The organism is Micromonospora sp. WMMA1949, assembly GCF_027460145.1.
Classification (GTDB): Bacteria; Actinomycetota; Actinomycetes; order Mycobacteriales; family Micromonosporaceae; genus Micromonospora.
Map to the genome: position 1 here is coordinate 2,907,226 of NZ_JAPZBG010000001.1, position 23,796 is coordinate 2,931,021.

Genomic DNA, 23,796 nt, shown 5'->3' on the forward strand with positions numbered 1-23,796 from the left:
ATCGGGCCTGCGCGAGGAGGGCGCGCGGCGATAGCGTGAGGGCCCGGGACCCGAGGAGGCCGCCGATGCTCATCGCCCAGCTCAGCGACCCGCACGTGACCACCGGCCCGCTCGCGGCCGCCCCGGCGTCCGGGCTGCACCGGGCGCTCGGCACGGTGCTCGCGCTGCGTCCCCGGCCCGACTGCGTGGTGATCACCGGTGACCTGACCGCCAACGGCCGCCCGGACGAATACCTCGCCCTGCGCGAGATCGTCGGCGCTTTCCCGCTGCCGGTGCACCTGGTGACCGGCAACCACGACGACCGCGAGTCGCTGCTCGACACGTTCGGCGGCACCCCCTACCTGGCGGGTGGCTTCTCGGCGCACTACCACGTCGACCTGCCGGACGCGACACTCGTGGTGCTCGACTCGCTCACCCCCGGCAGTCCCGGCGGACGCCTCGGCGACGAGCAGCTCGCCTGGCTCGACGGGGTGCTCGCCGGGCGTACCGACGCGCCCGCCGTCGTGTGCCTGCACCATCCGCCGGTCGCGGTGGGCGCACCCGTCATGGACGCCATGGGCCTCGCCGACGCCGACGCGCTCGCCGCCGTGATCGGCCGCCACCCCCATGTCGTACGCGTCGCCGCGGGTCACCTGCACCGTCAGGTCACGAGCGCGTTCGCCGGTACGGTGCTGACCACCGCGCCGAGCACCTGGATCCAGGTGGGCCTGGCCATGACCGACGACGAGGAGCCGGGGTTCCTCGCCGAGCCGACCGCCTTCCTGCTGCACCTGATCGCCGACGGCGGCTGCGTGACGCACACCGTCCAGGTCAGCCACGCCGCCGGGCGCACCTGCTGGTTCTGAGCCGCGCCGCCGATGCTCTGGTACGTCGCGTACGGCTCGAACCTGTACGCCGCGCGGCTCGACTGGTACCTCCGTGGCGGGTGTCCACCGGGCGGGCTGCGCACGTACCCCGGCTGCCGGGACCGCCGGCCACCGCGCCGGACGGCTCCGGTGCTGATCGACGGCGGCGTCTACTTCGCCGGGGAGTCGCGGGCCTGGACCGGCGGCATGGCGTTCTACGACCCGCTGCTGCCGGGCCGGGCGGCAGCGCGCGGCTACCTGGTGACAGTCGAGCAGTTCGCGGACATCGCCGCGCAGGAGATGTACCGGCCGCCCGGGGCCGACCTGGCCGGGATCCGCACGGCTGTCGAGACCGGGCGGGCGACGCTCGGGCCGGGCCGGTACGAGACGCTGCTGCGCGTCGGCGTCCACGAGGGCCTGCCGATGCTCACGTTCACCGCGCCGCACCGGGCGGTGGAGGTGCAGTGGACCCGGCCCGCGCCGATCTACCTCGGGATGTTGGCGCGCGGGCTGCGCGAGGCACACGGCTGGGACGCCGCGCAGACCGTCGGCTACCTGGCGGGCCGGCCGGGGGTCGCCGGGCGGTGGACCCGGTCCGCGTTGCGGAGGCTGGTCGGCGCCGGCTGAGGGTGGCGGTGGCGATTTGTCCTGATGCAACCGCCGTCGCCGCCGGGCCCGTCTTGCAGCCGTAGGGTCCCGGGAAGGAGCGGTATGCGGGCCGAGGACGAGACCGAGTACGTGGCGTACGTGCGGGCACGGCTGCCCGTGCTGCACCGCACCGCGTACCTGATCTGCGGTGACGCGCACCTGGCGGACGACATCGTGCAGACGACGCTCACCAAGCTCTACCGGTACTGGCGGCGGGCGGCCGCGGCGGACGACACCGACGCGTACGTCCGGCGGGTTCTGATCCACACCTATCTGGACGAACGCCGGCGCGGGTGGTTCCGGATCCGGCTGCTGCCGCAGGCGCCGGATCGACCGGCCGCCGCGCCGCCGGACGTCGAGGAACGCGACGGCGTCGAGGATCTGCTGGCCGGCCTGCCACCGGCCCAGCGGGCCGTGCTGACCCTGCGCTTCCTCTGCGACCTTCCCGTCGCCGAGGTGGCGAGCCTGCTCAACTGCTCGACCGGCAACGTCAAGAGCCACACCTCTCGTGGGCTCGCGAAGCTGCGCAAGCGGCTCGATCTGGAGACCTGCACCGACAACCGAGCGGGAGGCTGACATGACCTGGGACGAGGATCGGGCGGGTGCGGTCGTCCGCCGGGTGCTGGCCCGGGTCGACGTGCCGCCGAGCCGGGTCGATCCGGCGGCGGTGGTGGTCGCCGCGCGCAGGGCCGAACAGCGGCGTCGTCGGCTCACCGTCACCCTCGCGGCGGCGACGGTGCTCGCGATCGGGCTCGGGTCGGCGGTGGCGCTGGGCCGGGAGGGCAGCGGCCGAGGCATGGACGAGGTCATCGACCGGCCGTCCCCGGGCCCGACCGAGACCCGCGCCGTGCCCACCGTGGACCAGGTGCGGGTACGGGTGAGCGCGAGTCCGGCCGAGTGCACCTCCGAGCAGTACGACACGCCTGACGACGCGTACTTCCCGAGCCTGGGCGCGGTGGACCCCAGCGGCCGGTTCCTCGCGGGGACCTCCCCGGTGGGGGACTGGCGGAAGAAGGGTTTCCGCACCTACCTGGTGATCTGGGACCGGGGGAAGGCGAACCTCGTGGAGTTGTCACGTGCCTTCCAGGCCACCGTGACCGCGATCAACTCCGCGGGTGTGGCCGTCGGCAACCGCTGGGACGGCGAGAACCGGCCCGACGTGCCCTGGGTCTACCGCGACGGGCAGGTGCGGAACCTTCCCCTGCCCGAGGGCTACCGGGACGTCCAGCCGGTCTCGGTCGACGCCGCCGGGGAGATCCTGGGAGTCGCCGTCGGTAGCGACGACCAGGCGGTCCTGGTCCGGTGGGACGCCGCGGCGCAGACTCCGCCACGGGTCGTCGCGGACCACGTCGGCAACTTCCTCGGCCGGGCGTCCGACGGCACGGTCATCGACACCGTGAGGCTCGCCCGGGAAGCGGGGGGCATCCGGATCTCCCGGCCGGGCGGCGGCACCGTGGTGCAGCCCGCTGCGCCCGGTTGGCACTTCCGACGGGACGCTCCGGTGCAGGGCGACTGGCTGGCCGGAACCGTCTGGGGCGTCGGCGCCGAGAAGTCGTCACCGGCGCAGTGGAACGTCCGGACGGGCCGGCTCACGGTGTTCCTCGGCCTGGACACCCACCGGGTCGACACCGTCGTCACCGACCGGAACGGGCGGCTGGTCGTCTCGACGCCTCGGCAGGGCTGGTTCCTGGTCGGACCGGACGGGACGGCGCGGCCGATACCGAGGAGCCTGACGGGCGAGCGCCAGTTGTGGAGGATCCTTTTCGACGACGCGGGACGCATCTACGGCGCAGCGTTCGACGAGAGCGGGCGGCAGTGGCCGGTGGTCTGGCAGTGCCGGTGACCGGCACGCGCGGCAGTGAGTCGAGTTCGGACAGTTCGCTCGATGTACCGGGCCGTCGGATGTGAACGACCGTTCGGTCGACGATGGGTGACCGGCAGGGGGTGATTCCGGCAGGGACGGTTGCCAGCGCAAGGAAATGCGCGTGACATGAGCGTCGGCGCCGGCTCCCTGTCCCTGGGGGCCGGCGCCATCGACGGCGGCAGGCATCGAGAGCCTGCGCCGCGCGGAATTTCACCTGACCGTCATGTCCGACTCGTCCGGCAGACCGGTACGGGCCGCCCGAGACAACGACGATTCCTGATGCCGCCCCGTTCGACCTGGCGGCCGGTGGATGAGAAGCTACCCCGGCGGGGCGGCGTTCCCCCGAGTACCGCCCTCCGCGATCGACACCTGTCACGGCACGGACCAGGGTCGCCGGGCGCACCATCGCCCGGACGCCACATACCGGCATCTCACGAGGAGTTCCATGTCCGTCACCGGGATGCGACGCCGGGCCGCCGTCGGCCTGGCCGCACTCGCCGCGACCGCGTTCACCGCGGTCGCCGTCACCCCCGACCAGGCCGAGGCCCGCCCGAAGCCGGTCGACGTCCAGTTGCTCGCGATCAACGACTTCCACGGCAACCTGGAGCCGCCGAGCGGGTCCAGCGGCACCATCGAGGGCCAGCCGGCCGGTGGCGCGGAATACCTGGCCAGCCACCTGAAGAAGATGCGCGCCGAGGCCAAGAAGCAGGGCAAGGGCACCGTCACCGTCGCCGCCGGTGACCTCATCGGCGCCTCGCCGCTGCTGTCCGCCGCGTTCCACGACGAGCCCACCATTGAAGAGATGAACCTCGCCGGGCTGGAGTTCGCGAGCGTCGGCAACCACGAGTTCGACGAGGGCGCGGCCGAGCTGCTGCGCATGCAGCGTGGCGGCTGCCACCCGGTGGACGGCTGCGCCGACGGCACCCCCTTCAAGGGCGCCAAGTTCTCGTACCTCTCGGCGAACGCCTTCAAGACCTCCACCGGCCTGCCGCTGATGCAGCCGTTCGGCATCAAGATCGTCAAGGGTGTGCCGATCGGCTTCATCGGGATGACCCTGGAGGGCACCCCGAACATCGTCAGCCAGCAGGGCGTCGCCGGCCTGCGGTTCACCGACGAGGCCGACACCGCCAACAAGTACGCCAAGATCCTGCGCCTGCTCGGCGTCAAGAGCATCGTCGTGCTGCTGCACGAGGGCGGCGTGCAGAACGGCGGCGGCATCAACGACTGCACCGGGTTCAGCGGCCCGATCGTCGACATCGCCAACCGGATGGACCCGTCCATCGACGTGATCGTCAGCGGGCACACCCACGCCGCGTACAACTGCAACATCAACAACAAGCTGGTCACCAGCGCCAGCTCGTTCGGCCGCCTGGTCACCCAGATCGACCTGAAGATCGACCCGCGTACCCGCGACGTGGTGAGCGCGTCCGCCAACAACGTGGTGGTCACCCGGGACGTCGAGCCGGATCGGCCCTCGACCGAGCTGATCAACCGGTACAAGACCGCGCTCGGCCCGGTGGCCGACCGGGTGGTCGGCGAAACCACCGCCGCGATCACCAAGACGCAGGAGAACCTGTACCAGACCGGGGTCGACGTCAACGGCAAGCCGACGTACCAGACCGGTGAGTCGCCGCTGGGCAACCTGATCGCCGACGCGCAGCTCGCCGCGACCGACACCGAGCAGAACGCGGTCGCCGCGTTCATGAACCCCGGTGGCGTACGCGCCGACCTCGACGCCGGCCCGGTCACCTACGCCGAGGCGTTCACCGTGCAGCCGTTCGCCAACAACCTGGTGACGCTCGACCTGACCGGCGCGCAGCTCTACTGCATGCTGGAGCAGCAGTTCACTGTGGCGCGCGTGCTCTACGCGTCCTCGACCGTCAACTACGTCGTGGACGTCAACGGCACCACTGCGCCGGCCGGCACGCCGTGCGCCGGCACCCGCGTGGTCCGGGGCAGCCTCACCATCAACGGCACCCCGGTGACGGACACCGCCACCTACCGGGTCACCGTGAACAACTTCCTCGCCGGTGGCGGCGACGGCTTCAGCGTCCTGACCGGCGGCACCAACGCGGTGACCGGCCAGATCGACCTGGACGCCTTCGCCGCGTACCTGACCGAGAAGTCGCCGGTCTCCCCGCCGGCGCTGGACCGGATCCGCACCACCACCGAGGTCGCGGCCGGCTGACCGCCGACCGCATCGCCGACGGGCCCCGGAGCGCCGCTCCGGGGCCCGTTCGCGTCCGGCGGCCCGCTTCGTCGCAGGCCGCCGGCTTGTCAGGTCGCCCGCGCGGGCTCGGGCGCCGGCGTCGCAGCGACCGTCGACCGGCCGTCCTGCGCGGCGGTGAGCAGCGGACGCAGCGACAGCGCGAGCAGCGAGGCGGCCAGGCAGCCGCCCACCACGACCGCCACCCACACCCGGCCGTTCGCCGCGCCGATCAGCGGGCCGGCGGTGACCGGGCCGACCACGCCGCTGATCCCGAAGATCATCGAGCTCATCGCGTTGTACCGGCCGCGCAGCTCGTCGGTGGCGAGCGCGTTGGTCAGGGCGGGCATGACCGGCGACAGCATCGTCTCGCCGAACCCGAAGATCGCCGAGCAGGCCACCACGCCGAGCGCCGCGAGCACCGCGTTGCCGCTGCCCACCACGCCCGCCGCGCCGAGCACCAGCCACGCGCCGGCGAAGACCGCGCCGACGGTGGCCAGAGCGCGGGTACGGCTGCGCCCCTCCAGCCGCCGGATCACCAGCAGCTGCGAGAGCACGATCATCACGGTGTTCGCGGCCAGCGCCCACGCCACCACCCGGGGCGTCACCTCGACCACCCGCACCGAGTACGCCGCGAAGCCCACCTCGATCTGCGCGTACCCGCAGGTGGTGAGCACCAGGCCGAAAATGACGAGGCGGCGGAACGGCCGGTCCCGCAGCACCGTGAGGTAGCCGCCGGTCCTCCGGTCGGCGGCCTTCGCGCCGACTGCCACGGCCGGCCGGCGCCCGACGTGCGGCAGGCTCAGCAGGATCAGGGCCGGGGTCAGGTAGCTCACCGCGTCCAGCAGGTAGATCACCTCGAAGGTGACCGGACGGGCCACGTCGACCACCGCGCCGGAGATCAGGCCACCGGTGCCGATACCGAGGTTGAGCAGCGCGAAGTTGAGCCCGAAGACGCGCTGCCGCTCGCCGTCGTCGGTGAGCGAGGCGAGGATCGTGTTCTGCCCGGCCCAGATCGCCGAGCTGCCGACCGCGACCAGCGTCATCACGCCGAACGCCGAGGCGGTCGAGTCGACGAGCGCCAGCGAGCCGGTGCCGATCGCCTCGATCACCAGGCACGGCAGCACCACCCGGCGCGCGCCGAACCGGTCGATGAACGTTCCGGCAAGCGGCGAGAGAGCCAGCGTGACCGCGCCGAACCAGCCGATCACCAGCCCGGCCCGGGTGTCGGTCAGGCCACGTACGTCGGTGAGGTAGATGAACAGGAACGGCAGGGTGAGGCCGCGCCCGACGGCGGAGAACAACGTGCCGAGCAGGATCCGGCGGGCTTCGGGACGGGCGGGCAGGGCGCGGCGCAGCATGCTGGGATTCTGTTCGGCGGGTACGACGACCGCGACCCGTTTACCCCTTACGCCAACGGTCGCCGGGCCGGAAGGTGAGCGAGCACACGTGCTCTGCCATGCTGACCCGGTGACGACGACCTGGCGGCATCTGCCCGCACCGGCCCGCGAGATCGCCGAGACGGCCACCGACGCGGTGAGCGCCGCGCAGGCCCGCGACGCCGAGGCGTACGCCCCGGCTGTCGAGCGGCTGGCCGCCGCCGACCGGTCCGGGCTGGTGCTCGGCGGCGTGGTCCGGCTGCTGCTGGAGGAGGGGCACCCGGACGGACTCGACGGCGACGACGTACGGCAGGTGCTCGAGCAGTGCGTCCGGTCGGCGGCGTCCTGGTGGCCCGACGTCGACCCGCACGTACTGCTGGTGCTGCTGGCCGGCGCGCTCGGCGTCTACGACCCGGGCGACGACGAGAACCCGCCCGATCCGGCGGCGATCGCCCGGCACGCCCCGCTGCTGGTGGCCGACCTGCTGGCGGTCACCGGACGACCGTTCGCCGAGTACCTGACCGCCGCGTTCGCCGAGGTGGCGCGCACGGAGACGCAGGACTGACGGTTCTGCTGGCCTTCTGGCCCGCGCGCCCACGTCCTGGCGGCGAGCCGGCGGCCGGCGCGACGGCTCACGGGCCGGCGGCCGGCGTGGCGGCTCACGGGCTGGCGGCGGGCCGGCGGCTCACGGGCTGGCGGCCAGGAAGACGAACGCGGCGAGCAGCACCAGGTGCACCCCACCCTGGAGCACAGTCGCCCGGCCCGGCACCACGGTGAGCACCGCCGTCACCGCGGTCAGCGCCAGCAGCGTCATCTGGGTGCCGCCCAGGCCCAGCACCAGCGGCCCGTCCAGCCAGATCGAGGCGATCGCGATGGCCGGGATGGTCAGGCCGATGCTGGCCATGGCCGAGCCGAGCGCGAGGTTGAGGCTGATCTGCACCCGGTCCCGCCGGGCCGCCCGAGCCGCAGCGAGCGTCTCCGGCAGCAGCACCAGCAGCGCGATGACCACGCCGACGAAGGCCTGCGGCAGGTTGGCGGCGCCGACCGCCGTCTCGATCGCCGGGGAGATCGTCTTCGCGTCGCCCACCACCGCGACCAGCGCCACCACGAGCAGAGCCAGGCTGGCCAGGGCGGTACGCGTGGACGGCGGCTCCGCGTGCCCGTCGCCGGTCTTGTCCTCGGCGAGGATGCTGCCCTCCTGTGTGACCGGGAGGAAGTAGTCGCGGTGCCGGCCGGTCTGCACCATGACGAACAGCAGGTAGAGGGCCAGCGAGGCGACCGCCGCGAAGGCGAGCTGGGCCGGGGAGAACTCCGGACCCGGCCGGCTCGTGGTGAACGTCGGCACCACCATGCTGAGGGTGGCGAGCGTGGCCACCGTCGCCAGCGCCCCGCCGGTGCCCTCCGGGTTGAACACCGCCACCTGCCGGCGTAGCGCGCCGAGCAGCAGCGACAGGCCGAGGATGCCGTTGCAGGTGATCATGACGGCGGCGAAGACCGTGTCCCGCGCCAGCGCCTGCGTCTTCTCCCCGCCGCTGATCATCAGCGTGACGATCAGACCGACTTCGATCACGGTGACCGCCACCGCGAGCACGAGTGACCCGTACGGTTCACCGACCTTGTGCGCGACCACCTCGGCGTGGTGGACGGCCGCCAGCACAGCCGCCGCGAGCAGGGCCGCGACCACGGCGATGAGAGGGCCGGGCAGCTCCCGTCCCCAGGTCATCACGAGCACGAGCACGGCGACCAGGGGCGCGACGGTGGTCCAATCGGTCAGGCGGGATCGGATCATCGGCGGCATGCGCACACTTTGCCAGGAGGCAGGGGCAACCGCGCGTGGCGGGGTGGCTTCGGGCAGTCCTGTCGATCTATTCGATCGAGGCCGGCTGCTCCACGTGGGCGAGCACCTGACCGAGGTTCGCGATTACGGTTCCGATCCAGCCGGGCTCGGTGTCCTGGTGTTCGGTCGTCCGGAGCACCGTCATGCCGACCGCCGCCGCACCAGCCAGTTCGCCGTCCGCGCCGTCGCCCACGTACACGCAGTCGCCCGGTGCGACGCCCAGCCGCTGCGCGGCGGTGCGGTAGATCGCCGGGTCCGGCTTGGCCAGTCCGACCTCGCAGGAGAAGACCGCGACGTCGAACCGCCGGGCGAGTGGGCCGGCCGCCCACGCCTCGGCGGTCTCGGAGGTGGCATTGCTGATCAGGGCCAGCCGGTGCCCGCGCTCCCGCAGCGCGTCGAGCACGTCCAGGGTTCCGGCCGAGACGCGGCCCAGCACCCGGCGGGCGAGCGCCAGCCGGTGCGCGGCGGCGCGGGCCACCTGCTCATCTGTCGCCGCGCCGCCGAGGCGCCCGGCGAGGATGCGGACGGTCTCCTCCGCGTTCCAGCGGACGAGGCGGTCCCGCCAGGTCGCGTGGTACGCGTCGACGAGCGCCGCCGGCTCCACGCCGACGATGAGCGCCATCTCGCCGACCACCCGGTCCCGCTCGTCGTCGGCGCCGTGGACCAGGGTGTGGAAGAGGTCGAAGACGACCGGCCGTGGCATGGCGGGATCCTACTGCGACGGTGCTCGTCGTCCGGGAACGACAGAGGGCACGTCAGATGCTCGGATCTGGCCCCTTGCCCCTGGTCGGTGTGGCCGGAGTCGTGCGAGCTGTCCATGTAGCAAGCCCTGGCCCAGCAAGCAGCATGACGATCACCCCGGCCCCGATCAGCGGGTACGGGGCGTGAGTTTGCACGCTGCTGGTCACATAGCCGTCCCTGGTCGAGACGAGCCGCGGGTCGTTCTGCGACACATAGATGGTGACGTCCTCACCCCGCCAGTAGCCGGGCCCGTTACCCCAGGCACTTTCCAAGGGGACGTTCCAGGTTCGGCCGTGAATCACATACCTGGCATGATCGCCGAACTTGGATCCCTCCGTCACCGCCTGGACCTGTTCGCCGGTCGCCACGAGTTGGCGGATACGGACGTCAGTACGGTGTGCTTGAAGGATTCCCCCGGCGACAAGACCGGCACCAGTCAGGCAGAACAGGACGACGCGCAGCCGGGACCGGGCGATCCAGTCGAACAGCGGCCCAGGGCTGACAGTCGCATGATGCCGACCAGTCATCGCGCCGCCTTCGTCGTGGAAGCTTTGAACCCAGACGACAGACCTGCCCTCCTGGGAATGCACAAGAGGGCACATCCGATCGATCGGATGTGCCCTCTTACCTCTGGTCGGGGTGGCCGGATTCGAACCGACGACCTCTTCGTCCCGAACGAAGCGCGCTACCAAGCTGCGCCACACCCCGAGGCGTGCCGACAAATAGTAGCCCACCCGCCCGCTCGGTCAAACTCGGTACCCCCCGCCCCGCGCACCCGGCAGATCTTGGTACGAAACGGCCCTCCGAGGGGCGGCCGCGTACCAAGATCTGCCGGGAGGTCAGCGGGGGATCAGGGTCAGGATGCTCGCCTCGGGCGGGCAGGCGAAGCGGATCGGGGCGGTGGGATGGGTGCCGAGGCCGGCGGAGACGTGCAGCCAGGAATCCGAGCCGGGCCACCGGTGCAGCCCGCGCGCCATCGACCGGGGCAGGCCGCAGTTGGTGACCAGCGCGCCGTACCCGGGCACGCAGACCTGGCCGCCGTGGGTGTGCCCGGCCAGCATCAGGCCGAAGCCGTCGGCGGCCATCCGGTCCAGCACCACGGGCTCGGGGGAGTGGGACACCGCGATCGACAGCGCCGCGTCGGCGCTGACCGGGCCGGCCACGGCCTCGTAGTCGTCCCGTTCGATGTGCGGGTCGTCCACGCCGACCAGCTCGATCTCCCGCCCACCGGCCTTGAGCGTGGTGCGGGCGTTGTTCAGGTCGGCCCAGCCGGCCCCGGTGAGGATGTCGCGCAGTTCCTCGTACGGCAGCGGCACGCCGTCGGTGTACTCCCGGTCGGGCAGGAAGTAGGTGAAGGGGTTCTTGAAGACCGGCCCGGTGTAGTCGTTGGAGCCGAAGACGAACGCGCCGGGCAGGTCGAGCAGTGGTTGCAGGGCGCGCAGCACGCCCGGCACCGACTCCGGGTGCGCCATGTTGTCCCCGGTGACCACGACCAGGTCGGGGTCGAGCGCGGCCAGCGAGGCCACCCAGTCCTGCTTGCGTCGCTGGTCGGGCATCATGTGCAGGTCGGTCAGGTGCAGCACCCGCAGCGGTTCGGCGTCGGTCGGGAGCACCGGTACGTCGTACCGGCGGAGTGTGAACATGTTGCGCTCGATGAGCGACGCGTACGCCAGGGTGGCCGCGCCGACGGCGACGGTTCCGGCCGCGAGCCGGAATAGTGTGCGCTTTCGCATGGCGTTCAGGGTAGTTTCACCGTCCATGAGCACGCTGAAGGACCGTCTCACCGCCGACATGCGCGCCGCACTCAAGGCGCGCGACGAGCTGACCACCTCCACGCTGCGGATGGCCCTGGCCGCCGTGGGCACCGCCGAGGTCGCCGGCCGGGAAAAGCGCGAGCTCAGCGACGACGAGGTGCTCGCCGTGCTGACCAAGGAGGCCAAGAAGCGCCGCGAGGCGGCAGTGGCGTTCGCCGACGCCGGGCGCGCCGAGCAGGCCGGCAAGGAGACCGCCGAGGGCGAGGTGCTGGAGCGCTACCTGCCCAAGCAGCTCTCCGACGACGAGCTGGCCGAGCTGGTCTCGGGGGCGCTGGCCGCGGGCGGCTTCACCGGCAAGGCGCAGATGGGCCCGGCCATGAAGGCGGCCCAGGCCGCGGTGGCCGGCCGGGCCGAGGGTGGCCGGGTGGCCGCCGAGGTACGCCGGCAGCTCGGTCTCTGACCGGCGCCTTCCGTAGCGCGGAGACAACGACGGCCACCTCCCGTGGGAGGTGGCCGTCGCTGTCTGCTGTCCGGGGTCAGTTCCCCGGTCGTCCCGGTCTGCCGTTACCCCCGCCCGGCCCACCCGGCCGGTCCGGTGTCGCGGTGCCGCCCTGCTCCGGGGTGCCCTGGCCGGAGCTGACCTCGATCATCACCACGCCACCCTTGATGGTGCGCCCGTTCGGGCTGGTGCCGGCGGCGGTACCCGCCGGGCACTCCGACGGCACCTTGTTGCTGGAGACCACCGGGTCGAAGCCGGCACCCTTCAGCCGGGACTTCGCGCTCTCGACGGACGCGCACTTCACATCCGGGATGGACCGCTGGTCACCCATGACGATCTTGCCGCTGGGTGGCGTGAAGTTCTTCCGGTCCTTGCCCTTCATGGCGTCCCGCAGCGTCTCGTAGACCGCCGGGTTGATGCCGGTGGGGGTGTCGTGACCCATCTTCTGGGTGGTCTGCGGCCAGTCCGGGTCGGCCATGATGCCGGCCACCGCGTACTGCTTGGTCATCGCGACCAGCGAGGAGGTCTTCTCCGAGTCGGTGGTGCCGGACTTGCCGGCCACCGGCGCGTCCACGATGCCGCGGACGTTGCCGGCGGTGGCGGTGCCGCACTTCGAGGTGGAGGAGCGGTCACCCACCGGGCAGCGGGCGGCGTCCACGGCGGCCCGGGCCACCTCGGTGCTGACCCGCTGCTCGCAGCGCGGGTTGGCGACGTCGAGCTTCTCGCCCTCCGGGCCACGGATCTCCTGCACCGGGATCGGCTCGCAGTACTTGCCGTCGGCGCCGAGCGTCGCGTACGCGTTCGCCAGCTCCAGCGGCGTGGTCTGCGAGACGCCGAGGCTGAACGCGCCCCACTGGTGCGGGTTGGCGGCGAGCTGCGCGTCGCCGGACGAGCGGAACGAGATGCCGAGCTTCTGCGCCGCCTTCACCACGTTCTCCGCGCCGACCCGCTGCTGGAGGTCGATGAAGAACGTGTTGACCGAGAAGCCGAAGCCGCTCCACATGGTGTGCGGGCCGGCCATCGAGGCGTTGGCGTTCTTCGGGCAGTACTTGTTGGTGCCCGGGCAGGCCGCCGGCGAGTTGAACTCGACCGGGTAGTCCGACTTGAAGACCGGCTGCGCGTTGATGCTGTAGCTGAGCGGGTAGCCCTTCTCCAACGCGGCCACCAGGGTGAAGATCTTGAAGGTCGAACCGGCCTGGTAGCCGGCGATGCCGGGGCCACCGGTGATCAGCGGGTTCACCGTGTTGGGGTAGTTGCCCCGGATCTTCTTCGCGGCCTTCTTCGGGTCGCTGGAGATCTTGTTCTGCGGGTCGGCCGGGTCGTCGAGCTTGAAGTTGCGGTTCACGGCGACGGCGCGGACCCGGCCGGTGCCGGGCTCGACCGCGGCCACCATCCGGGCCGCCTTGCTGCTCTCGCCCAGCTTCTTGCGGACGGCCTTGTCGGCGGCCTTCTGCGCCTGCACGTCGAGCGTGGAGACGATGGTGTAGCCGCCGCTCTTGAGCCGCCGCTCACGGTCGTACGAGGTGGCGCCGAACGTCTCCTGCTGCAGCCACCAGCGGTAGAGGTAGTCGCAGAAGAAGCCCCAGGAGCGGGTGGTGGTCTGGGTGCATCCGTTCGGGGTGCGCTTGCCCTTGACGACGAGCTTGATCTTCTTGGCGGCGTCCGCCTCCTGCTGGGTGATCGCGCCGATCTGCACCATGTTGCCGATGACGTAGTCGCGCCGGCCGACCGCCTCGGGGTAGCCCGCGGGGGTGGTCGGGTCGAACGCGGTGGGGGCCTTCACCATGCCGGCGAGCATCGCCGACTCCTGGATGTCGAGCTTGCTCGGCGGCTTGTTGAAGTAGACCTGGCTGGCCGCCCAGATGCCGTACGCGCCGTTGCCGAACGCGGCGATGTTCAGGTAGCGCTCCAGGATCTCGTCCTTGGAGAGCTCCTTGTCGATCTGGAGCGCCAGGCTCATCTCGCGCAGCTTGCGGGCGCTGGTGTCCTCGGTGGCGGCGACCACGTCGGCCGGGTGGGTGGCCGAGTAGGAGATGGCCAGCCGGACGTACTGCATGGTGAGTGTCGACGCGCCCTGCCGGGAGGAGCCGGCGGCCTGGTTGTTGACGAACGCCCGGGCGACACCGTTGAGGTCCACGCCGTTGTGCTTGTAGAAGTCGTGGTCCTCGGCCGCGATGATGGCCTTCTGCATGTACTGCGAGATGTCCTTGAGCTTGACGTCCTTGCGGTTCTCGTCGTACATCGTGGCCAGCACGGTCTTGCCGTCGGCCGCGAGCAGCCTGGTGATCTGCGGCGACCGGGCGACTGTCAACTCCTTGGGCAGTGCGCCGAATGTCTCCGAGCCGGCCTTCGCGGCCAGTCCGGTCATCGCCACCGCGGGGAAGGCCGCCGCAGCGACCACCACTCCGGCCAACAGGCCGCAGATCAGTAGCGATGCGGCGTTGGTCAGCACGTTGTGGTCACGTTTCCGCATCCAGGTCACCTCGACAGGGTACGCGAGTAGGGAACGGCGGGCGCGCGGGGAACTTTCCCCATTTCCTGCACGCGCCGGCCTCGTTGTGCTAAACGCACGAGCCCTGGTCCGAGGTTGCGTGAGATCCGGCGGAAGTCTGGCCGAAACTCCGGGAGCGGCGCAGCGTTTTCACGTACTCGGGCGGGGTAGTCGCGGGGCGAAAGCCCGGGAAGCCGGGAGTGTCCGGAATGATGGATTTCGCCGACAACGTTGCGTAATCGGGCGACTACACAGCATGATGGTGGCGGCGACCGCAGCCATGTGTCGTTCGTGCCGCCCTGGGGAGGCCGGCACGAACGACCGGGGGGATGTACGAGGGCTGCTCGCGCGAAGTCGGTAGGTACTGCAAGGGGGGACGTGTACAGATGGGCATGATCACTGACTGGCCGTCACTGGCGGCGTGTCAGAACGGAGACCCGGACGCGTTGTTCGTACAGGGCGCCGAACAGAACGTGGCGAAGAGGATCTGCCGGAGCTGCCCAGTTCGGTACGAGTGCCTGGCCGACGCGCTCGACAACCGGATCGAGTTCGGCGTGTGGGGTGGCATGACCGAGCGCGAGCGCCGGGCGTTGCTGCGCCGTCACCCGCAGGTCACCAGCTGGCGCAAGATGTTCGAGGCGGCCATGAAGAAGAACGCCAAGGAGAAGTCCGGTAAGGACAAGATCCTGGTCACCACGGCCACCTGACCGCTCCGGTCAGTTCCGGCTGATCGCCTCGCCGATCGTCCGCAGCCCGTCGACGTCGTGCACGTCGGCGGGCTGTGCCGTCACCGACACCGACGGCACCGCCGGGAACGCCTCGGTGAACCGGGCCGCCACCTGCTCCTCGCGTACCGCCTGCTGGGCCAGCGCGGCGTGCGCCCGCAACACCTCGACGGTGCCCTCGTGCCCACCCTCGCCGGCCAGCCGCTCCGCGGCGGCCAGGCTCTCCGCCGCGGACAGGCCCGCCGCCGGCCGGTGCACCCGGTTGAGCACCAGCCCGGCCAGCGGCATCCGCTCCTCGCGCAGCCGGCCCGCGAAGTAGGCGGCCTCCCGGACCGCGTCCGGCTCCGGCGTCGCGACCAGCAGGAACGCCGTCTCCCGGGCCTGGAGGATCCGGTACGTCTGCTCGGCGCGCTGCCGGAACCCGCCGAACATCGAGTCGAGGGCGGCGACGAAGCCGGACAGGTCGGTGAGCAGCTGGGCGCCGATCACCTTCTGCACCACCTTGGAGAACATCCCGAAGCTCGCCGTGACCAGGCTGAACATGCTCCGGCCACCGCTGCGTGCCGGAGCCAGCAGCAGTCGCAGCATCCGGCCGTCGAGGAACCGGGACAGCCGGGCCGGCGCGTCCAGGAAGTCGAGCGCGGACCGCGACGGCGGCGTGTCCACCACGATCAGGTCCCACTCGCCCCGGGCGTGCAGCTGGCCCAGCTTCTCCATCGCCATGTATTCCTGCGTGCCGGCGAAGGTGGAACTCATGGCCTGGTAGAAGGGGTTGGCGAAGATCTCCGCGGCCTTCGCCGGGTCGGTGTGCTGGAGCACCACGTCGTCGAACGTGCGCTTCATGTCGAGCATCATGGCGTGCAGTTCGCCGCCGCCGGCCTCGACGTCGATGCCCTTGACCTGGCGGGGTGTGTTGTCCAGCTCGGTCAGGCCGAGCGACTGGGCCAGCCGGCGGGCCGGGTCGATGGTGAGCACCACCGTCCGCCGGCCGTGCCGCTCGGCCGCCCGCAAGGCCAGCGCCGCGGCGGTGGTCGTCTTGCCCACGCCGCCCGCCCCGCAGCAGACCACGATCCGTACGCCGTCGTCGGCGAGGATCTGGTCGACGTCAAGCGGAGGCGCCGCGTCTTCGGAAGGCACCAATCGAGCGTATCGGTCCCGAGGGCCTCTCTGCTCCGTGCCGGCCGCAGGTGTGAGTCAATCCGCCCGGACGAGGGCGTCCGCGAGCGTCTCCAGCCCGGCCCGGTCGACGCCCTCGGGCAGCAGCGGCAGCTCGACCAGGGGCAGGCCCAGGTCCACCAGGTCACCCCGCAGGGAGTCCTCCAGCTCACGGCGTACCTGCTGGTCGCGGGCCTCCTCGACGAGCCCGGCCACGGTCGGGCCGTCGGTCGGCAGGCCGGCGGCGGCCAGCCCGCGCTTCAGCTCGGCCGCCGTCACCGCGCGGCCCGCCGGCACCGGCGGGCGGACGCCGTTGACGATCACGCGGCCGACCGGGAAACCGAGCTGGGTCAGCTCCGCGACCGCGTCGAGCGTCTCCTGGACCGGCATCTCCTCCAGCAGCGTGACCACGTGCACAGCGGTCATCGGCGACCGGAGCAGCGCGGAGACGCCCTCGCTCTGGGTCTTGATCGGGCCGACCTTCGCCAGTCGGGCGGTCTCCGCCGTGACGTTGAGGAAGCGGCCGATCCGCCCGGTCGGCGGCGCGTCCAGCACCACCGCGTCGTACGTCCGGCGTGACCCGCTGGTCCGGGTGGTCGCCTCCTTGACCTTGCCGGTGAGCAGCACGTCGCGCAGGCCCGGCGCGATCGTGGTGGCGAAGTCGATCGCGCCGAGCTTGCGCAGTGCCCGGCCGGCCGCGCCGAGCTTGTAGAACATGTCCAGGTATTCGAGGAGGGCCTCCTCGGCGTCCACCGCCAGTGCCCGCACCTCACCGCCGCCGGGCGCGTCGGCGAGGTGGCGCTCCTCGTACGGCAGCGGGTCGGTGCCGAAGAGCTGGGCGATGCCCTGCCGGCCCTCCACCTCGACCAGCAGGGTGCGCCGGCCCCCGGCGGCCAGGCCGAGGGCCAGCGCGGCGGCCACGCTCGTCTTTCCCGTGCCGCCCTTGCCGGTCACCACATGCAGGCGGGCCGGCCATCTGCCGGCGAACTCGGCCGGCTGCTCACTCGCTGCCACCCGTCGAGCCTAACCAGCCGTTGGGACCAGCCCTGTCCGGCCGGTGGGATCAGCCCTGTCCGGCCGGTGGGATCAGCCGACCTCGCAGACCCACCAACCCGTCTTCCGCACCACCGTGAAGCGCAGCGCCTGCTCGGCGACCTTCTCGTCGGCGGTGGTCATGGTCACCCGGGCGGAGACGGTGGCGCGGTCCCCGGTCTGGTTGTCGACAGTCGGTGTGGGCCAGCGGAACCGGGGGTTCTGGTACTGCGTGACGTACTTCTGCACCTCGGCGACCTTGGTGGCGATCTTCTCGTCGTCGCGGGACGCGGAGCAGACGAACGTGGCCGCCTTACCGGGGTCGCGCTCCTGGTAGACGGCCTTGAGGAAGCCGTCCACAGCTACCTGCGGCTCCTTCGCGCCCTGGCCGTCCTCGCTGTCGCGCAGCGCGAGGAACGCAGCAGTGCCCCCACCGCCGCAGAGCAGGACCGCGGCGGCCAGGACCAGCGAGGCGATCAGGACCGCCGGTCGCTTGCGCGGCGGTGTGTCGGACGGATACGCCTGCGGACCGGCTGCGGGTGCGGGTCCCGGCGGCACGCCGCCCGTGGGCGGTGGTGGTTGCGGATTCGGGTCGCCGGACGTGCCGGTGTCCCCACCGGCGGGCGGTTGGGTCATCTGTCTCCCCCGGGTTGCGGATCCCGTCGCCGCCCCAGGCGACGGGCACGGGTCGAGGTGGGCGGGCGCGCGTCGGCACGCGTCCAGTCCGGAAGGGTATCGGTCGGCGGGGCGCTTGCCAGCCCCGCGTACGCGCCCCGCCGGACGGAGGCGGCCACCGCGTTCCCGACCGGGGTTGTGTCGCAAATGTGACTGGACGTGATGAGGCGTGCGCGTCCCGTTGCCGGGACTTGCCGCAGCACCTACGTTCGTCCCCGACGCGGAGAGCCGGGCCGGGGACGGCTCCGAGCCGGATGGCGGTGTTGGTGAACAGGTACGACGCCCGGAGGCGACGGATGCGCGACGCGGAGAACAGTCCTCGAGCCCAGTTCCCCGGTGACCGGGCCGGACGACCGGGCGAGGTCGAGAGCCCGGGGGCGCCGTTCAACGAGCGGTCCTACGGCCCTCCGGCCGAGCTGGTCCGGACGCTTCCCCGTTCCGGCGGGAAGGGCCGGGACGAGGACGAACCCGGCTACGTCATCCACCTCCAGGTCCGGGTGCCCGACCTGGCGGCGGCCACCGCGCTCGCCGGCACCGTGGCCACCTCGCTGGGCTTCCTGGTGGAGCTGGACGCGGGCGAGACGACCGTCTCCACCGCCGACGACCAGAACAACAGGCACCGGGTCTTCTGCGACCTGCTGCTGCCCGACCGCAGCCGGTGTCCGCAGCGCTTCGAGCACGAGGGGCCCTGCGGCGAGCCGCCGCCGGCGCCGGAGCCGCGTCCCGCGTCCTGGTGACGGCGGCGGACCGTAGGCTGTGCCTGACCGAAGTCCAAGTCAGGCAAGGGAGCCCTCCTCCGATGCAGAAGTGGGAATACGCCACGGTGCCGCTGCTGGTCCACGCGACCAAGCAGATCCTCGACAACTGGGGCGAGGACGGCTGGGAACTGGTCTCCGTGGTCCCCGGCCCGAACCCGGAGCAGCTCGTCGCGTACCTGAAGCGTCCGAAGGGCTGACCCGGATGAGCAACGGACCCCACGCGAAGCTCGCCGAACTCGGCCTCGACCTGCCCGAGGTGGTGCCGCCGGTGGCGAGCTACGTGCCGGCCGTCCAGTCCGGGCAGCACGTCTACGTCTCCGGCCAGCTGCCGATGGCCGAGGGCAAGCTGCTCGCCACCGGGAAGGTCGGCAACGGCGTCTCGGCCGAGCAGGCGAAGGACCTGGCGCAGCGGTGCGCGCTCAACGCGCTCGCCGCGATCGACGCGCTGGTCGGGTTGGAGAACGTGGTCAAGGTCGTGAAGCTGACCGGCTTCGTGGCCAGCGCACCCGGCTTCACCGGCCAGCCCGGCGTGATCAACGGTGCCTCCGACCTGTTCGGCGCCGTGTTCGGCGAGGCCGGCCGCCACGCCCGCAGCGCCGTAGGCGTGGCGGAGCTTCCCCTCGACGCCCCGGTAGAGGTAGAGGTCATCGTCGAGGTCGCGTGACACTCGCCCGCCGCTGAGCCCGCGATCTTGCGGTTGCGGCCCCGGCAGAAGCCCCAGACGGGGACAAAGCTCGGGCCGGAACTGCAAGATCGCGGGGAGTGGCGGGCGGAGTCGTACGATCGCAGCCATGGGTGGGCGTATGGCCGGTGCCGCGGGGGCGCTTGCGGACGAGTTGCCGGCGTGGGTGACGTTGCTTCGTGCGCCGAACCCGGGACCGATGACGCTCGACGGGACGAACACGTGGGTGCTGCGGGCCGGCCCGGACGCGCCCGCCGTCGTGGTCGACCCGGGGCCCGCCGACGAGGGGCACCTGGCCGCGATCGCGGCGCAGGGGAGCATCGGGTGCGTGCTGATCACGCACGGGCACGCCGACCACACCGAGGGCGCGCCCCGGCTGCGCGAGCTGCTCGACGGCGTACCGGTGCTCGCCGCCGACCCGGCGCACACCGCCGGAGGAGCACCGCTCACCGCCCACACCACCTTCGACGTGGGGCTCGACCTGCGGCTGCTGCCCACCCCCGGGCACACCGCCGACTCCGTCTGCCTCGTCGCCGCGCACGGCGGTGAGCGCGTCGTGCTGACCGGTGACACCATCCTCGGCCGGGGCACCACAGTGGTCGCCCACCCGGACGGGCACCTCGGCGACTACCTGTCGAGCCTGGAGCTGCTCTCCACGTACCGGGGGATCCCGGCGCTGCCGGGCCACGGCCCGGCGCTCGCCGACTGCGGCGTGGCGGCCGACTTCTACCTGGCCCACCGGCGGGCCCGGCTGGACCAGGTGCGCGCCGCCGTCGCCGCGGGCGCCACCACCGCCGCCGAGGTGGTCGCCGTGGTCTACGCCGACGTCGACAGGTCGCTGTGGTGGGCCGCCGAGTGGTCGGTCCGGGCCCAGCTCGAACACCTCGGAGTGGAGCAGCCGTGACCTGCCCGGTGTGCGGAACCGTAGCCGTGCCCGGGGCGCGGTTCTGCCACAACTGCGGGGCGGCGCTGCCGGCTGCCGCCACGCTGCCCGCCGCCGAGCGCCGCGTGGTGACTGTGCTCTTCGGCGACCTGTCCGACTTCACCTCCTGGTCGGAGGACCTGGACCCGGAACGGGTCGGCGCGGTCACCGACCGGGTGCTCGCCGCCCTCGCGGGCGCGGTCAAGACGTTCGGCGGGCATGTCGACAAGCTCACCGGCGACGGGATCATGGCGGTCTTCGGCGCGCCCGTGGCGCACGAGGACGACGCCGAGCGGGCGGTCCGCGCCGCGCTGTCCATGCAGCGCGCGGTGCGGCGGGTGCTCGACGACGAGCGCGGCGGCGGCGCGCCGCTGGGCCTGCGCGTCGGCCTCAACACCGGCGACGTGATCGCCGGCATCCAGGCGGCGATCGAGTACACGGTCATCGGCGACACGGTGAACACCGCCGCCCGGCTGGCCGACGCCGCCGCCGTCGGCGCGGTCTACGCCGGTGCGCGCACCTCCGCCGCCACGCGGCACGTCGCCTCCTGGCGGGCGCTGCGCCCGCTGCGGCTCAAGGGCAAGCGTGAGCCGGTCGAGGCGTACGAGCTGCTGGGCCTGCTCGACGCGCCCGGCACCCGGTCCGGCCTCGGCGACGAGGCGCCGTTCGTGGGCCGGGAGACCGAGATCGGCCGGGTGGCCGGCCGGCTCGCCGAGGTGATCGACAGGGGTGAGCCCCGGGTGCTGCTGATGACCGCCGAGGCGGGGATCGGCAAGTCCCGGTTCGCGGCCGAGGTGGAACGCCTCGCGGCCGGCTACGACGTCGGCGCCGGGCGGTACGCGGCGCACACCGGCGCCCGCGTGCTGTCGGTGCGCTGCGCGGCGTTCGGCGAACGCCGCCGGCTGGCCCCGCTGGCCGACCTGGTCCGGGCCGCCGTCGGCCTGCCCGGCGACGCGGCCACCGCCGTCACCCGGCCGGCCGTCGAGGAGCGGCTCCGCCGCCTCGGCCAGCGCCTGTCCCGGCTGCCCGGCGACCCGCCGCCGATCGCCGTGGACCAGCTCCTGGCCCTGCTCGGGTACGCCGAACTCCCGCCCGCCACCGAGAACGGCGAGTGGAACGCGGCCGGGCCGCCGCCGGACGACGAGGCGGTGCCGACCGCCGTGGCGGACCTGCTGAGCGCGCTCGCCGGCGAGGCGCCGCTGGTGATCGTGGTGGACGACCTGCACGACGCCACCGCCGAGACGCTCAAGGCGCTGGCGCTGACCCTCAACCGGCTCAGCGGACCGGTGCTGGTGCTGCTGCTCGGCCGCCCCGAGCTGGTACGGACCGCCGGCGCGCTGACCCGCGTCGCGGACGCCGAGGTGCACGCGCTGCCGCCGCTGCGCGGCGCGGACGCGTCCCGGCTGCTCACCAGCTACTTGTCCGGTGGCCGCATGCCCCAGGCCGACGCCGACCGGCTGCTCGCCACCGCGCAGGGCAACCCGTTCTATCTGGCCGAGCTGGTCACGCTGCTGATGGAGCGCGGGGCGCTCACCGCCGGCCCGGGCCGGGGCGCCGATGTCGGCTGGCGGCTCGCCCCCGGCTCGCTCGGCAGCCGGCTGCTCTCCCGGGACCTGGCCGCGGTGCTCGCGGCGCGTATCGACGCGCTGCCGCCCAACGCCCGCTCGGCGCTGCGTGACGCCGCGGTGGTGGGCGACACCGTGCCGGCCGGTGCGCTGGAGGCGCTGCGGGAGCAGCGGGTCGGACAGGACGGCCGGCCCGCCGCGGTGGCCGCCGTCGAGCTGGACCGGGCGGTGGAGGAACTGCTGCAACGGCGCATGCTGCACCGCACCCGCAGCGGGTTCGCCTTCGCCACCCCGCTGATGCGGGAGGCCGCGTACGCCGGGGTGAGCAAGGCCGAGCTGGCCGAGCGGCACGCGGCACTGGCCCGCTGGGCCGCGCCGGAGAGCGTCGACGACACCGGCGGCGCGCCGGGTGGCGCGTTCACCGAGGCCGCCCGGGACGACTTCGTCGCCGAGCACGTGGAGCGGGCCACCGCGCTCGCCGACGCGGTCAAGCTGCGCCCGGACGCGCCGGCCCGGGCGGTCACCCCGCTGGGCGTGGCCGCGCTGGGCCGGGCCGCCCGCCGGTCGCTGCGGTCGGGGGAGCCGGCGCTGGCGGTCGAGTACGCCGAACGCGCGGCCGAGCTGGCCCGCGACGGGGTGCCGCCGGCCGACCGGGTGGTGCACGCGCGGGCGCTGCTCCAGATCGGCCGCCCGGCCGACGCGCTGGCGTTCGCCGAGAAGATCGCCGCGAACACCGGCGACCCGGCCACCCGGACCGCCGCGCTGCTGCTCGCCGGGCAGGCCCAGCAGACACTCGGTGACGGCGAGCGGGCCGAGTGCAACTGGCAGGAGGCGTTGCAGGTGGCCACCGACGCCGACCTGCCCACGCTGCGGGCGTCGGCGATGCGGCGGCTCGGCATGGCCGACTTCATCGCCGGCCGGCTCGGGCAGGCGAGCAGCCGGCTGGCCGCGTCCTATCAGGTCAGTCTCGCCGCCCGGGATCCGCGCGGGCAGGCGTGGTCGTTGCAGAACCTGGCCTGGGTGACCACCACCCGGGGCGACTTCGCCGGCACCGACGCGGTGCTCGGCCGGGCCGCCCGGCTGTTCGCCGAGCTGAAGGACCCGTACGGGCGGGCCTGGCTGCGCGGCACCACCGCGTTCGCCCGGCTGCTGGCCGGTCGGCTGCGCGAGGCGTGCCGGATGGCCCGGGTGTTCCTGCCGTTCGGGGAGCGGGTCGGCGAGGCGTGGGCGGTGGGGACACTGCGCGCGGTCGAGGCGTACGCCACCGCCGAGCTGGGCGACTTGGCCGAGGCGGACCGGGCCGCGCGGCGCGCGTACCGGGACTTCGCCGAGGTGGGCGACGACTGGGGGCAGGGCTTCGCGCTCGTGGTGCGCGGGGTGGTGGCGCGCGGGCTGGGCGAGCCGGAACACGCGGCCGACCTGTTCACCGAGGCGCTCGAATACGCCGACCGGACCACCCACCCGCTGCTCACCGGCATGGCCGGCACGCTGCGCGGATTCGTGGCGCTGGACATGGGCGACCACGAGACCGCCGAGCGGGAGGCACGGTCGGTGCTGACCCGGGTCGAGCCGCACAACCCGCAGGCGCCGGCCCAGGTCGCGCCGCGGGTGCTGCTCGCCATGGCCCGTCTCGCCGCCGGTGACCCGGGCACCGCCGTGGGGCTGCTCGCCCCGGTGGCGACCGGCGCGGCGAACGCGCCCTCGCTGCTGTTCTCCCGGCGGCAGACGATGGCCCGGTACGCGGCCGCGCTGCTCGCCCACGGCCAGCGCGAGCAGGCGCTCGACTGGGCGCAGCGGTCGATCTCCGCGCCGGCTGAGGACGTACGCAGCCAGGTGGTGGCGCTGCTGGTGCTGGCCGAGGCGCTCGACGCGTGCGGGCGCCGGGCCGAGGCGCTGACGCACGCGGAGGAGGCGGTACGCCTCGCGTACGCCACCGAGCAGCGCAGTGAGCGGATCGTCGCGGACGCGTTGCGGGTGCGCCTCTCCGGCGGCTGATCGCCGCTTGTTCTGCCGGTTCC

Annotated in this window: 22 protein-coding genes and 1 tRNA gene; 13 read left to right on the top strand and 10 right to left on the bottom strand. The window is 72.8% G+C overall.

What is annotated here, in order from left to right; translation table 11 throughout:
• Positions 1–65: 65 nt before the first annotated feature.
• The 5 genes from O7607_RS13745 (at position 66) to O7607_RS13765 (ending at position 5,545) form a co-directional block, all read left to right on the top strand.
• Positions 66–845: a phosphodiesterase gene (locus O7607_RS13745; RefSeq protein ID WP_269703589.1), complete on the top strand. Its 780-nt coding sequence runs from the start codon at positions 66–68 to the stop codon at positions 843–845.
• A gap of 12 nt (positions 846–857) precedes the next feature.
• Complete coding sequence (locus O7607_RS13750; RefSeq protein WP_269703590.1) at positions 858–1,472, top strand: histone deacetylase; 615 nt, start codon at positions 858–860, stop codon at positions 1,470–1,472.
• An 84-nt stretch (positions 1,473–1,556) separates the two neighbouring features.
• Positions 1,557–2,069, top strand: coding sequence for a SigE family RNA polymerase sigma factor (locus O7607_RS13755; protein ID WP_269703591.1), 513 nt, complete (start codon positions 1,557–1,559; stop codon positions 2,067–2,069).
• Between the two features lies 1 nt (position 2,070).
• Positions 2,071–3,336, top strand: a complete 1,266-nt coding sequence (locus tag O7607_RS13760; RefSeq protein ID WP_269703592.1) for a hypothetical protein — start codon at positions 2,071–2,073, stop codon at positions 3,334–3,336.
• Positions 3,337–3,802: 466 nt separating this feature from the next.
• Positions 3,803–5,545 carry a bifunctional metallophosphatase/5'-nucleotidase gene (locus O7607_RS13765; protein WP_269703593.1) on the top strand — a complete coding sequence of 581 codons (1,743 nt, stop codon included), beginning with the start codon at positions 3,803–3,805 and terminating at the stop codon, positions 5,543–5,545.
• An 89-nt stretch (positions 5,546–5,634) separates the two neighbouring features.
• On the opposite strand, the gene O7607_RS13770 is transcribed toward O7607_RS13765, so the two are convergent.
• Entirely contained in the window at positions 5,635–6,924 is a 1,290-nt protein-coding gene (locus O7607_RS13770) for an MFS transporter (RefSeq protein WP_269703594.1), read from the bottom strand.
• A 109-nt stretch (positions 6,925–7,033) separates the two neighbouring features.
• Between O7607_RS13770 and O7607_RS13775 the strand changes: the two genes are divergently transcribed.
• Positions 7,034–7,507 carry a hypothetical protein gene (locus O7607_RS13775; RefSeq protein ID WP_269703595.1) on the top strand — a complete coding sequence of 158 codons (474 nt, stop codon included), beginning with the start codon at positions 7,034–7,036 and terminating at the stop codon, positions 7,505–7,507.
• Between the two features lie 120 nt (positions 7,508–7,627).
• Here the strand turns inward: O7607_RS13775 and O7607_RS13780 are convergent, their stop codons facing one another.
• The 5 genes from O7607_RS13780 to O7607_RS13800 form a co-directional block, all read right to left on the bottom strand.
• A complete protein-coding gene (locus O7607_RS13780) occupies positions 7,628–8,731 on the bottom strand; it encodes a calcium:proton antiporter (RefSeq protein ID WP_269703597.1) in 1,104 nt (367 codons plus the stop codon).
• A gap of 76 nt (positions 8,732–8,807) precedes the next feature.
• Positions 8,808–9,482, bottom strand: coding sequence for an HAD family hydrolase (locus tag O7607_RS13785; protein ID WP_269703598.1), 675 nt, complete (start codon positions 9,480–9,482; stop codon positions 8,808–8,810).
• A gap of 52 nt (positions 9,483–9,534) precedes the next feature.
• Complete coding sequence (locus O7607_RS13790; protein WP_269703599.1) at positions 9,535–10,047, bottom strand: hypothetical protein; 513 nt, start codon at positions 10,045–10,047, stop codon at positions 9,535–9,537.
• 104 nt (positions 10,048–10,151) lie between these two features.
• Positions 10,152–10,228 (bottom strand) — tRNA-Pro (locus O7607_RS13795).
• A 131-nt stretch (positions 10,229–10,359) separates the two neighbouring features.
• A complete protein-coding gene (locus tag O7607_RS13800) occupies positions 10,360–11,253 on the bottom strand; it encodes a metallophosphoesterase (protein ID WP_269703600.1) in 894 nt (297 codons plus the stop codon).
• Between the two features lie 25 nt (positions 11,254–11,278).
• Here O7607_RS13800 and O7607_RS13805 point away from each other — a divergent pair, with 25 nt between their 5' ends.
• Positions 11,279–11,734 (top strand): GatB/YqeY domain-containing protein, encoded by a 456-nt coding sequence (locus tag O7607_RS13805; RefSeq protein WP_269703601.1) that lies wholly within the window; start codon positions 11,279–11,281, stop codon positions 11,732–11,734.
• Between the two features lie 76 nt (positions 11,735–11,810).
• Here the strand turns inward: O7607_RS13805 and O7607_RS13810 are convergent, their stop codons facing one another.
• A complete protein-coding gene (locus O7607_RS13810) occupies positions 11,811–14,246 on the bottom strand; it encodes a transglycosylase domain-containing protein (RefSeq protein WP_269703602.1) in 2,436 nt (811 codons plus the stop codon).
• Between the two features lie 404 nt (positions 14,247–14,650).
• On the opposite strand from O7607_RS13810, the gene O7607_RS13815 reads away from it, so the two are divergent.
• Complete coding sequence (locus O7607_RS13815) at positions 14,651–14,971, top strand: WhiB family transcriptional regulator (RefSeq protein WP_269703603.1); 321 nt, start codon at positions 14,651–14,653, stop codon at positions 14,969–14,971.
• Positions 14,972–14,980: 9 nt separating this feature from the next.
• Here the strand turns inward: O7607_RS13815 and O7607_RS13820 are convergent, their stop codons facing one another.
• The 3 genes from O7607_RS13820 to O7607_RS13830 form a co-directional block, all read right to left on the bottom strand.
• Positions 14,981–16,129 carry an ArsA family ATPase gene (locus tag O7607_RS13820; RefSeq protein WP_269703604.1) on the bottom strand — a complete coding sequence of 383 codons (1,149 nt, stop codon included), beginning with the start codon at positions 16,127–16,129 and terminating at the stop codon, positions 14,981–14,983.
• Positions 16,130–16,183: 54 nt separating this feature from the next.
• Positions 16,184–17,158 carry an ArsA-related P-loop ATPase gene (locus O7607_RS13825; protein WP_269703606.1) on the bottom strand — a complete coding sequence of 325 codons (975 nt, stop codon included), beginning with the start codon at positions 17,156–17,158 and terminating at the stop codon, positions 16,184–16,186.
• Between the two features lie 72 nt (positions 17,159–17,230).
• Positions 17,231–17,812 (bottom strand): Rv0361 family membrane protein, encoded by a 582-nt coding sequence (locus O7607_RS13830; protein ID WP_269703607.1) that lies wholly within the window; start codon positions 17,810–17,812, stop codon positions 17,231–17,233.
• A 335-nt stretch (positions 17,813–18,147) separates the two neighbouring features.
• On the opposite strand from O7607_RS13830, the gene O7607_RS13835 reads away from it, so the two are divergent.
• The 5 genes from O7607_RS13835 (at position 18,148) to O7607_RS13855 (ending at position 23,773) form a co-directional block, all read left to right on the top strand.
• Positions 18,148–18,588 (top strand): hypothetical protein, encoded by a 441-nt coding sequence (locus O7607_RS13835; protein WP_269703608.1) that lies wholly within the window; start codon positions 18,148–18,150, stop codon positions 18,586–18,588.
• 62 nt (positions 18,589–18,650) lie between these two features.
• On the top strand, positions 18,651–18,806 hold the full coding sequence (locus O7607_RS13840) for a DUF4177 domain-containing protein (protein WP_013289021.1): 156 nt from the start codon (positions 18,651–18,653) through the stop codon (positions 18,804–18,806).
• Positions 18,807–18,811: 5 nt separating this feature from the next.
• The gene (locus O7607_RS13845) at positions 18,812–19,273 is read left to right on the top strand and encodes a RidA family protein (RefSeq protein ID WP_269703609.1); all 462 of its coding nucleotides are present in this window, start codon (positions 18,812–18,814) and stop codon (positions 19,271–19,273) included.
• 127 nt (positions 19,274–19,400) lie between these two features.
• Positions 19,401–20,195: an MBL fold metallo-hydrolase gene (locus O7607_RS13850; RefSeq protein ID WP_442929483.1), complete on the top strand. Its 795-nt coding sequence runs from the start codon at positions 19,401–19,403 to the stop codon at positions 20,193–20,195.
• Positions 20,192–23,773, top strand: coding sequence for an adenylate/guanylate cyclase domain-containing protein (locus O7607_RS13855; protein WP_269703610.1), 3,582 nt, complete (start codon positions 20,192–20,194; stop codon positions 23,771–23,773). The genes O7607_RS13850 and O7607_RS13855 overlap by 4 nt, the downstream gene beginning before the upstream one ends.
• Positions 23,774–23,796: the final 23 nt, after the last annotated feature.